Raw genomic sequence first — 8,963 nt, forward strand, 5'->3', positions numbered from 1 at the left:
GGCACATGACATAGTCGCAAGTGCTGCTCCAATCTGGAGGTCTCACCGCAATTCAAACGCATAAAAGATCGAACAGTTTCGGAATACTTATGTAACCCTCCAGAAGTGGCACAAGTTCGATCAAGCTAGACTCGCTGTCCTTCGAGATGTTGAGATTCCCATGGACGAAGGGGCAGTGATCTGGTCCAGATTTGGATCGGACGGTCTCGCATGGCAGCAGCCAGCCAATCGGTGAATGTCGAACCCGCTGGTTAGTGCGCATTTAGCCGGGTTAGAAGGCCAGCATCAACACGCGTCAGATAGTTCTTGAATACGTATTCATGATAATCTTACCCTAGGTAACCAAATGTTGCGATTCGTGAGGGAGGAGAGAATGCGCAGACAGACTCTATTGAAGGCAGGCGTCGTCGTGACCGCAATGTCGTTGATGCCGCTCAACGCCGCCGCAGAAGACATTCCCTATGATCTGAAGGAAGGTCAGCCATATGCAGGGGCAAAGCTCAACATCCTAAGCGTGGTAACCCCACAATTCGACGGCTTGATGCTGCGGGACGACGAATTCACCGAACTGACAGGGATCGAAACAGAGTGGACGTTTATTCCTTTCGGGTCGCTGCAAGAGAAAATCAATGCCGAAGGGATTGCGGCCAACGGAACCTTCGATGTGGTCAATTACCTCGACAGTTGGGGCCCTCCTAATGCGCATTGGCTGATGCCAATCGATGATATGATGGCGCAGGACGGGATTTCGATGGATCGCTATCCAACTGCATTTGCGCGGTCAGCCCAGTATGATGGCAAGACGCTTGGCTTCCCCCTGCGCGCCCATCCGCAGCTGATGTTCTATCGCAAGGATCTGATTCCAGAGCCACCGACATCCTGGCAGGAAGTGATCGAGATTGGCAAAGCTCTGAAGGAAACCAACCCCGACATTGCCCCTCTTGCACTCTACTATAACAACGACGGCAACCGACAGAACCTGTTCATCTGGATCAACTTCCTTTGGGCCGCTGGGGCGGATATCTTCAACGATGACTGGACCGCTGCCTGGACCAGTGACGAGGCGATAAAGGCCACTGAGGATTATATCGCATTACACACTGTTCACGGCGTTACGAACCCCAACAGCCTGGCCTTTGTCGAACAGGACGCGCGTCAGTCGTTTATGCAGGGTAAATCTGCGATGATCCCTGTTTGGTGGTGGGCTTATTCTGGTTTCTACAACCCGGAATCGTCTACTCTGACCAAGGATCAGGTCGGGTTCACCGGGATGCCGTCTTATGATGGTCGGACGAAAACCTATGCAATTTCGATGCCGTTTTCTATTTCTGAGTATTCCCAGAACAAGGAAGCTGCGTGGGAATTCATGAAATGGCTTTCGAACCCAGAAATGGATAAGGCCAACGCCATCGAACGCGAAGTGGCTGGCAAGTCGATTGTGAACAACGTTGTCACCCATATCTCGTCGCTGCAGGACGCGGATGTGAACGCGGCAAATGATGGTATTCAGGCAGCAGCCTGGGAGTCGCTGGAAGAGTCCGACATCATGCCGCAAATTCCCGAATGGCCCGAAGTCGGAGACATCTTGTCAGCCGCTATCGCTGAGGCAGCGGCCGGTGGCGATGTCCGGGAACTGATGACCAAGGCCGCCGAGCAATCCAACCGCGTGCTCAGGCGCGCTGGGCGTATCGAGTGATACTTTGCAGGGTGTGGCCATGACGGCTGCGCCCGCCACAATCGGATCGGACGGACAATGCGTGACAATACGCTGAAATACCTGCTGGTGCTGCCAGCGGTGCTGGTCGTTTTCGCCACGGCGATCTGGCCGCTTGTTGAGTCTCTGCGCTTGTCTTTCACTGTGGGGCGGCTCAACAAACCCGACTTCCCTCAGGGCTATCTTGGTTTCGAGAACTACACATGGGCGTTCTGGGAAGAACCAGCTTTCTGGAATTCGGTCTGGGTGACCGGGATTTACACTGTGTTGACGGTTGCCTTGACGACCGTGCTAGCCTTGGGTCTGGCAATGCTTCTGGCTCCGGGTGGACGACTCAGGTCGGGTGTGCAGACGTTGCTGATCCTGCCCTTTGCCATGTCGCCGGCATTAATAGGTGTCTCGTTCCGGTTCATGTTCAACCCCGAATTCGGATTGTTTGACGCGTTTTTCGGCGCCGTCTTTCCTCCGCTGGCTGACATCAGCTGGCTGGCCCATCCACAGCTTGCCTTTGCGGTTTGCGTGATGGCCGATGTCTGGGGATGGATCCCGTTCCTGACACTTGTGCTGATCGGCGGGCTGGCGTCGGTTCCGCAGGAAACGATCGAGGCCGCGCAGGTTGACGGCGCTTCGGGCTGGCGGGTGTTCCGGGACGTGACATTGCCTCAACTCGCACCGGTTCTGGCGGTGGTGATCATCCTGAAATCGATCTTCAGCCTGAAGACATTCGATCAGATCTTCATGTTGACCAATGGCGGGCCGGGCACGGCCACCCAGACGCTCAGCCACTATATCTACTTCAACGGCATGAAATACGGACAGATCGGCTATTCGGCATCCGTCGCCTGGCTGATGGTTATCCCGATGATCTTCCTGACCTACGCCTATGCCAAGTTCGTGTTCAGGAAAGCATCATGACCGGGCGCCAGAAAAAACAGATCGTCGATGCGATCCAGATTGTGCTGATCCTGATCGCGATCTTCATCATGCTGGTCCCGATCATCTGGATCTTTCTTGCTGCGTTCAAGAACCACGTGGATGTTTATCAGTTAAAACTACTATTCACACCGACGCTGAAAAACTTCGGGATCGTGTTCGATGCGCCGTATTACTTGGGCGCCAAGTTGATCAACTCGACCGTCGTGGCGCTTGTCACCGTCGTCATCGCGATCCCCATTGCCACCATGGCGGCCTATTCCTTTTCCCGGTTCCGCCTGACCGGTGAAACGGCGATGCTGGTGATGATCCTTGCGACCCAGTTCGTCCCGGCAGTGGTCATCATCCTGCCGTTCTTCGTGATGTTCCGTGACATCGGGCTGCTCGATACCCGCTCGGGACTGATCCTGGTCAACCTCGCCATTGTGATGCCTTTTGCCATCTGGATGATCAAAGGCTTCATCGACGGCATCCCGCTGGACACGGAAGAGGCGGCGATGGTGGATGGCTCTTCCCGGATACAGGTGATCCTCAACATCGTGTTGCCGATGGCGGCGCCGGGCCTGCTGACGGCGGGGATCTTCTGTTTCATCATTGCTTGGAACGAGTTCCTGTTCGCGCTGATCCTGACCAACAAGGACGCTGTCACGCTGCCCATCGGGCTGGCCCTGTTCAAAGGCGAAGAGGGCGATCTGTGGAACCTGCTCAGCGCGGCGGGCATCATCATCATGCTGCCGATGTTCGTCCTCGCCCTCATCATCCGGAAATACTTTGTGCAAGGCATGACCATGGGAGCCGTACGCTGATGGCCGAAGTCATTCTCAAGAACCTGACCAAACGCTGGGGTGATTTCGTCGGCGTCGACGACCAGTCTTTGGAAATTCATGACCGTGAATTCCTGGTTCTGCTGGGGCCGTCCGGCTGCGGCAAGACCACGACCATGCGGATGATCGCGGGTCTCGAAGATCCAACAGGCGGCGAAATCTGGATCGGCGATCGCATGGTCAATGATGATCTGCCAAAGGATCGGGACGTCGCCATGGTTTTCCAGAACTACGGTCTCTACCCTCACATGACGATCTTCGACAATATCGCGTATCCGCTGAAGGTACGCGGAACTCCGAAACCGGAAATCGAACCTAAAGTGCACGAAGCCGCCGAGAAGGTTGAGCTGACCCAGTTTCTGGACCGCAAGCCCAAGGCCCTGTCAGGCGGCCAGAGGCAGCGCGTCGCCCTTGCACGCGCCATCGTGCGCACACCCAAGGTCTTTCTAATGGATGAGCCGCTCTCCAATCTCGACGCCAAGCTGCGCGTGACGATGCGGGCCGAGCTGAAACATCTCAGCCGCCAGATGAAGATCACTACGGTCTATGTCACCCATGACCAGATCGAAGCCATGACCCTGGCCGACCGCGTGGCGGTGATGAAACACGGGGTAATCCAGCAGCTCGGCACACCGGACAAGATCTACAATGACCCAGCCAACCTGTTTGTTGCCGGCTTCATCGGTTCTCCGGCGATGAACTTGATCAATGGGTCGGTTCAGGACGGCATGTTCGTCACCACGGGCGGAACACGACTGGTCAAGGTGGCAATCCCCGATCGCGCCGCGGTCATCCTCGGCGTGCGTGCCGACGATATGAAGGTGTTCGAGCCCGGCGAAGGCGACATAGACGTCACCATCTACGCCTTCGAAAACACCGGTGAAAGCACATTGCTGACGGTTCAATGGGGTAAACAGCGCGTCATTGCTCGCGGTAGTCGGCACCTGCGCAAGAACCAAGACGATGTTGTCGGTATCTCGCTATCGGCCGAGCATCTGTATCTCTTCGACCCTGAATCTGGCAGCCGAATTCGGGAAGACTGACTTGCCAGTCGGTATTGCAAATCAGGTATACTAACTTTGGTCATGGTCAGGCGATCGCACATTCGTATGAGCTGCTCTGGCGATCATAACTCGGCTTGTGATAAAGCTGCAGGATATCGTTGAATAAGCGGGTTGTGCATGCGGGTGAGCCGAACAACAGCGGCAGAGGTTGCAAAGCTGGCAGGTGTTAGCCAGCCAACGGTAAGTCGTGTCTTTATGCAGGGATCAAAAGTCTCCGCCGACAAACAACGACGCGTACGCGAGGCAGCACTTAAACTCGGATATCGACCCAACACACTGGCCCGTTCATTGAACACCGGCCGGTCCCGAACCATAGGTATTGTTCTCGCCTACCTAAAAAATCCGTTCTACACCGAAGCTTTGGAGAAGCTGTCCTCCGAGTTCCACGAACATGGTTATCATATCATGACCTTCTTCGCCTCAAACCTGACCGACGAAGTTGATGGCGTTGTCGAAGATCTTCTTGCTCATCAGGTCGATGGTATCATTCTGGCGTCCGTCAGTGTGTCCAGCGAGCTAACAAAACGCTTACAAGATCATGGTATCCCGCTAGTGCTGTTCAATCGAGGACAAGAAAACCCCAATCTTGCTTCGGTAACGGCGGCGAATTTCGAAGGTGGGCGAGTTGCGGCAAGGTTCTTACTGGCCGGAGGTCACAAGCGAATAGCGCATATCGCAGGCTGGCAAAAATCTCTTAACGGTCGTGAGCGGCAGGCCGGGTTTCTGGCGGAAATGTCAGCTCAGGGAACAGAGCCGTTTCACGTTGTTGATTGCGAATACAGCCGAGTGATCGCGCGAAAGGCGACGCTTGGCCTGTTCGAGAAGGGTTGTGGGCCGGATTCGATATTCGTCGGCAACGACCATATGGCCTTTGCGGTTCTTGAAACACTCAAGCACGAGCTTGGTCTGGATGTTCCAGGGGATGTGTCTGTCATCGGCTATGATGATGTTGCGATGGCGGCATGGAAAACTTTTGACCTAACCACGATGCGCCAGCCGGCGAACCGAATGGCTGAAGCGACGGTCAGGATGTTGCTATCGATGATTGATGATCCTGAACCGTCTCTGGGGCGCATTGAAATCGAAAGCCAGTTGATTGTTAGGGGAAGCACAAGAAATCCACCTGACTGGCAACGCGACCCATAAACTGCCCGGCATAATGGTTTTGTGTGAGCTGAGCGAAAACCGCAGCCCTTTCTGACCGAACCTTGCCGTCGTGCGTGAAGGGTGGTTGAAACTTCACGAAGGAAAGCAAGCGACGCGAGCACTAGTAAGCAATCACAATGCCATTGCAGATGTCTTTGTAAAGTGGATGTCTCCGCTCTGCGCGATCATTGTGGATATCGACCGCTTTTGCGTCCCCGCTTTTCCGCATGTCGAATATGATACCCGCCGGTCTGAAGACTTCTTGAGGTGTTCCGAGTGGATGTGTGGACACCATTCTTGATCTGCCTGCACCGGTTTGAGTAGGTGCAAGCACAGTGCCGCACTTTCATACAAGTATTGCGGCTACAAAAATGATGCCGGTCGTGTCGGCTTTTTCGGTTCCTCAGATCAGTGCAAACACACGCGCCGGACCTCCGGTGCCACCCGCATGTTTCGGCGCGCCAATGACAAGTGTTGCACCTGATGCAGGGACGCGATCCAGACCGGCAAGACACTCAATACCAAACCGGCCCGAGGGCAGCCACGCATAGTGGGTGGCGAAATCGGCCGACATGCCGTGATCCAGCGACAAGGTATCCACGGCAATCGACCGGGTGCCGGTGTCCTCCATCAGCATTTGTGCAGCCTCGACATGAAAACCGGGATAGTGCTGTGCCTCCCCGTCGAAATTCCGAAAGCCATCGGTTGCAACCTTGGCGGACCAACCTGAGTGCATTGCGATGCAGGCTCCGTCGGGGATATCGCCATTGGCTGCAATCCAAGCTTTCAAGTCATCCGGCGTGACCCGTGTATCGGCGTCCTCGGCTGCACGGGCGGCGATGTCGACAACGCAAAGCGGTGCGACCAGATCTGTGACCGGGATTTCGTCAACAGAAGCGCCATCCGCCGAAAAATGCAAAGGCGCGTCGATATGTGTGCCCGTATGTTCATTGATTGAAAGATTGAACAGGTTGAAACCGTGATCCGCAAAATTAAACGCTTGCTCGGCTGAAATCCCTGGCTCACCTCCCCAGGTCGGAAATTCAGGGCTTAGGGTGTGGGTCATGTCTTCGACCGTGCCGTGGCCGTCAGCCATCGCAGCTGGCGCTGAAACGCCCGTTGCGGCGGCTGCCACACCGGTGGCTGCTGCTGCCTTGAAGAACCCTCGCCGCGACAACATACGATCCTTGACCGCGTTCATTACGCAAATGTCACACATAGTATTCTCCCTAAGCGGTTTCGCAATCCATTCGGATGTCTCAACCATCCGCCCAATTACACTTACTATTCTGCGGTCCAGCCTGCACTTTTGGCCCTGCACTTGTAAAGTTCACGCTTCCTGGCAGCCCGCCGAGCTGGCGCAAGGTGTCGACGCCATTGTGAACGTTACAGTCACTTCTCTCAATCGTGACGCCCGTTTCCTTGGCTCTGTGGTATCAGACATTACCTTGTTCCCGAGGCTGATTGAATACGGAGACCCAAATGGCGCAACGCTGGACCAACACTTTGACATATGCCGACGTCACCCCGCGGAAGGCGTTTTTGAACCGGCGGCAGGTCATGGCCGGTATGGCTGGTGTCGGGCTGACTGCTATGTCCCGGCCAGCTGCGGCTGAGGATGGTCTTGAAGCCAATACTTGGGAAGAGATTACGTCTTACAACAACTACTACGAGTTTGGCACAGGCAAGGACGACCCGGCCAAGTATGCCGGATCACTGACAACTGAACCGTGGAGCATCAAGATTGATGGCTTGGTGGATCGCCCCGGCGAATACGACTTCAAGGACATTTTGTCCGAGATGACGATTGAAGAGCGTATCTATCGATTCCGCTGCGTCGAAGCCTGGTCGATGGTGATCCCTTGGAACGGGTTTGAATTGTCCGATCTGCTGAACATGGCCGGTGTTCAGGAGGATGCAAAGTATGTGGCCTTCGAGACCGCCTATCGCCCGGAAGAAATGCCGGGGGTTCGTTCCCCTGTTCTCGAATGGCCCTATCGCGAAGGTCTGCGTATGGATGAGGCGATGCATCCTCTGACAATTATGGCAACTGGGATTTATGACCGACCTATCCCGAACCAGAACGGGGCACCTCTGCGTTTGGTGGTGCCTTGGAAATATGGGTTCAAGTCGATCAAGTCGATTGTCCGTATAACGTTGACTGACACTCAGCCGCCGACCAGTTGGAACATGGCCGGTCCGCGAGAGTATGGTTTCTATAGCAATGTAAACCCCAATGTGGATCATCCCCGCTGGTCGCAGGGCTCGGAGCGGCGCATTGGAGGTGGTCTGTTTTCCAAGCGCGTTCCCACCTTGATGTTCAATGGATATGAACAAGAGGTTGCCAGCTTGTATAATGGCATGGATCTGGCAAAGAATTACTGAGATCATGCAGGCGGTGAACCAGATATTGCGCAAGATCCCTGTCTGGGGCGTCTACCTGGTGGGCGCGTTGCCTGCACCCTGGTTGCTGTATCTCGCAATGACCGGCGGGCTGGGGGTCGAGCCGATCAAAGCGCTCGAGCATGAGTTGGGTGAACTAGCGCTGCAGCTGCTGATCGTTGGTCTGGCTGTTACACCTCTGCGGCGGCATGTCGGTTTGAACCTGATGAAGTTTCGTCGGGCAATCGGAGTGCTGACATTTGCCTATGTCAGCCTGCATCTGGTGGTTTGGCTGGTGTTAGATGTACAACTGCCTAGCCAGATCTGGGCCGACATCGTCAAGCGCCCATACATCACAGTTGGTATGGCCGCGTTCCTTATGTTGCTTCCCTTGGCAGTTACGTCGAATAACTGGTCAGTGCGGCGTCTAGGTCCGTCCTGGCGCAAATTACATCGGCTGGTTTATCCCGCAGCGCTTCTCGGGGCGCTTCATTATGTGATGCTGGCTAAGGGGTTTCAGATCGAACCTTTGATCTATCTGGCGATCATCGCGGGCCTTCTTGTCCTGCGTTTTCCGAGTCCAGGTGGGTTTGCCCGCTGGCGACAGGCCGATTCCGCCTGACTCGCGACCGAGTCTGCCGGTATTTTTACGTACACGCTTTGTGGCGGCGTTTTTTCGAGTTGGATACGCGCGTTTTAGGCGCGGTTGCGCTCAGGTGTATTTATGTAGCTTTTTGATAAATAAATATAAAATCGCCAGTTGAGAGATTTTCCGAGTTTTTGTCTTTTTCTGCTTGCGGTCTTTGTCAGTAGTACTTAGAACCCCCTTCACCGGCGCTGCTGAGGCTGCGCTGACGGGTCGGGGAGACGGCCGGACGGGTTGGAGAGACAGCTGGACGC

General features: G+C 55.1%; 8 protein-coding genes. 7 read left to right on the forward strand and 1 reads right to left on the reverse strand.

All coding sequences use genetic code 11. The annotated features are described in order from the left end of the window. Positions 1-373: 373 nt before the first annotated feature. The 5 genes from Q1B21_RS12260 (at position 374) to Q1B21_RS12280 (ending at position 5,681) form a co-directional block, all read left to right on the forward strand. Positions 374-1,696, forward strand: coding sequence for a sugar ABC transporter substrate-binding protein (locus Q1B21_RS12260; protein WP_299889711.1), 1,323 nt, complete (start codon positions 374-376; stop codon positions 1,694-1,696). 57 nt (positions 1,697-1,753) lie between these two features. Beyond that, positions 1,754-2,629: a carbohydrate ABC transporter permease gene (locus tag Q1B21_RS12265; protein ID WP_299078825.1), complete on the forward strand. Its 876-nt coding sequence runs from the start codon at positions 1,754-1,756 to the stop codon at positions 2,627-2,629. Then, positions 2,626-3,453: a carbohydrate ABC transporter permease gene (locus tag Q1B21_RS12270; protein WP_298934544.1), complete on the forward strand. Its 828-nt coding sequence runs from the start codon at positions 2,626-2,628 to the stop codon at positions 3,451-3,453. Before Q1B21_RS12265 ends, Q1B21_RS12270 begins: the two co-directional genes overlap by 4 nt. Then, positions 3,453-4,514 (forward strand): ABC transporter ATP-binding protein, encoded by a 1,062-nt coding sequence (locus Q1B21_RS12275; RefSeq protein WP_299889714.1) that lies wholly within the window; start codon positions 3,453-3,455, stop codon positions 4,512-4,514. Before Q1B21_RS12270 ends, Q1B21_RS12275 begins: the two co-directional genes overlap by 1 nt. Positions 4,515-4,652: 138 nt before the next feature. After that, positions 4,653-5,681, forward strand: a complete 1,029-nt coding sequence (locus tag Q1B21_RS12280; RefSeq protein WP_298934546.1) for a LacI family DNA-binding transcriptional regulator — start codon at positions 4,653-4,655, stop codon at positions 5,679-5,681. 403 nt (positions 5,682-6,084) lie between these two features. On the opposite strand, the gene Q1B21_RS12285 is transcribed toward Q1B21_RS12280, so the two are convergent. Beyond that, positions 6,085-6,900, reverse strand: a complete 816-nt coding sequence (locus tag Q1B21_RS12285; protein ID WP_299889717.1) for a cyclase family protein — start codon at positions 6,898-6,900, stop codon at positions 6,085-6,087. A gap of 263 nt (positions 6,901-7,163) precedes the next feature. On the opposite strand from Q1B21_RS12285, the gene msrP reads away from it, so the two are divergent. Then, positions 7,164-8,066, forward strand: a complete 903-nt coding sequence (msrP, locus tag Q1B21_RS12290; RefSeq protein ID WP_299889719.1) for a protein-methionine-sulfoxide reductase catalytic subunit MsrP — start codon at positions 7,164-7,166, stop codon at positions 8,064-8,066. Positions 8,067-8,070: 4 nt separating this feature from the next. After that, the gene (msrQ, locus tag Q1B21_RS12295) at positions 8,071-8,685 is read left to right on the forward strand and encodes a protein-methionine-sulfoxide reductase heme-binding subunit MsrQ (RefSeq protein WP_299889728.1); all 615 of its coding nucleotides are present in this window, start codon (positions 8,071-8,073) and stop codon (positions 8,683-8,685) included. Positions 8,686-8,963 lie beyond the last annotated feature (278 nt).

The sequence above is a fragment of the uncultured Ruegeria sp. genome (genome assembly GCF_947504215.1).
In the GTDB taxonomy this organism is placed as follows: Bacteria; Pseudomonadota; Alphaproteobacteria; order Rhodobacterales; family Rhodobacteraceae; genus Ruegeria.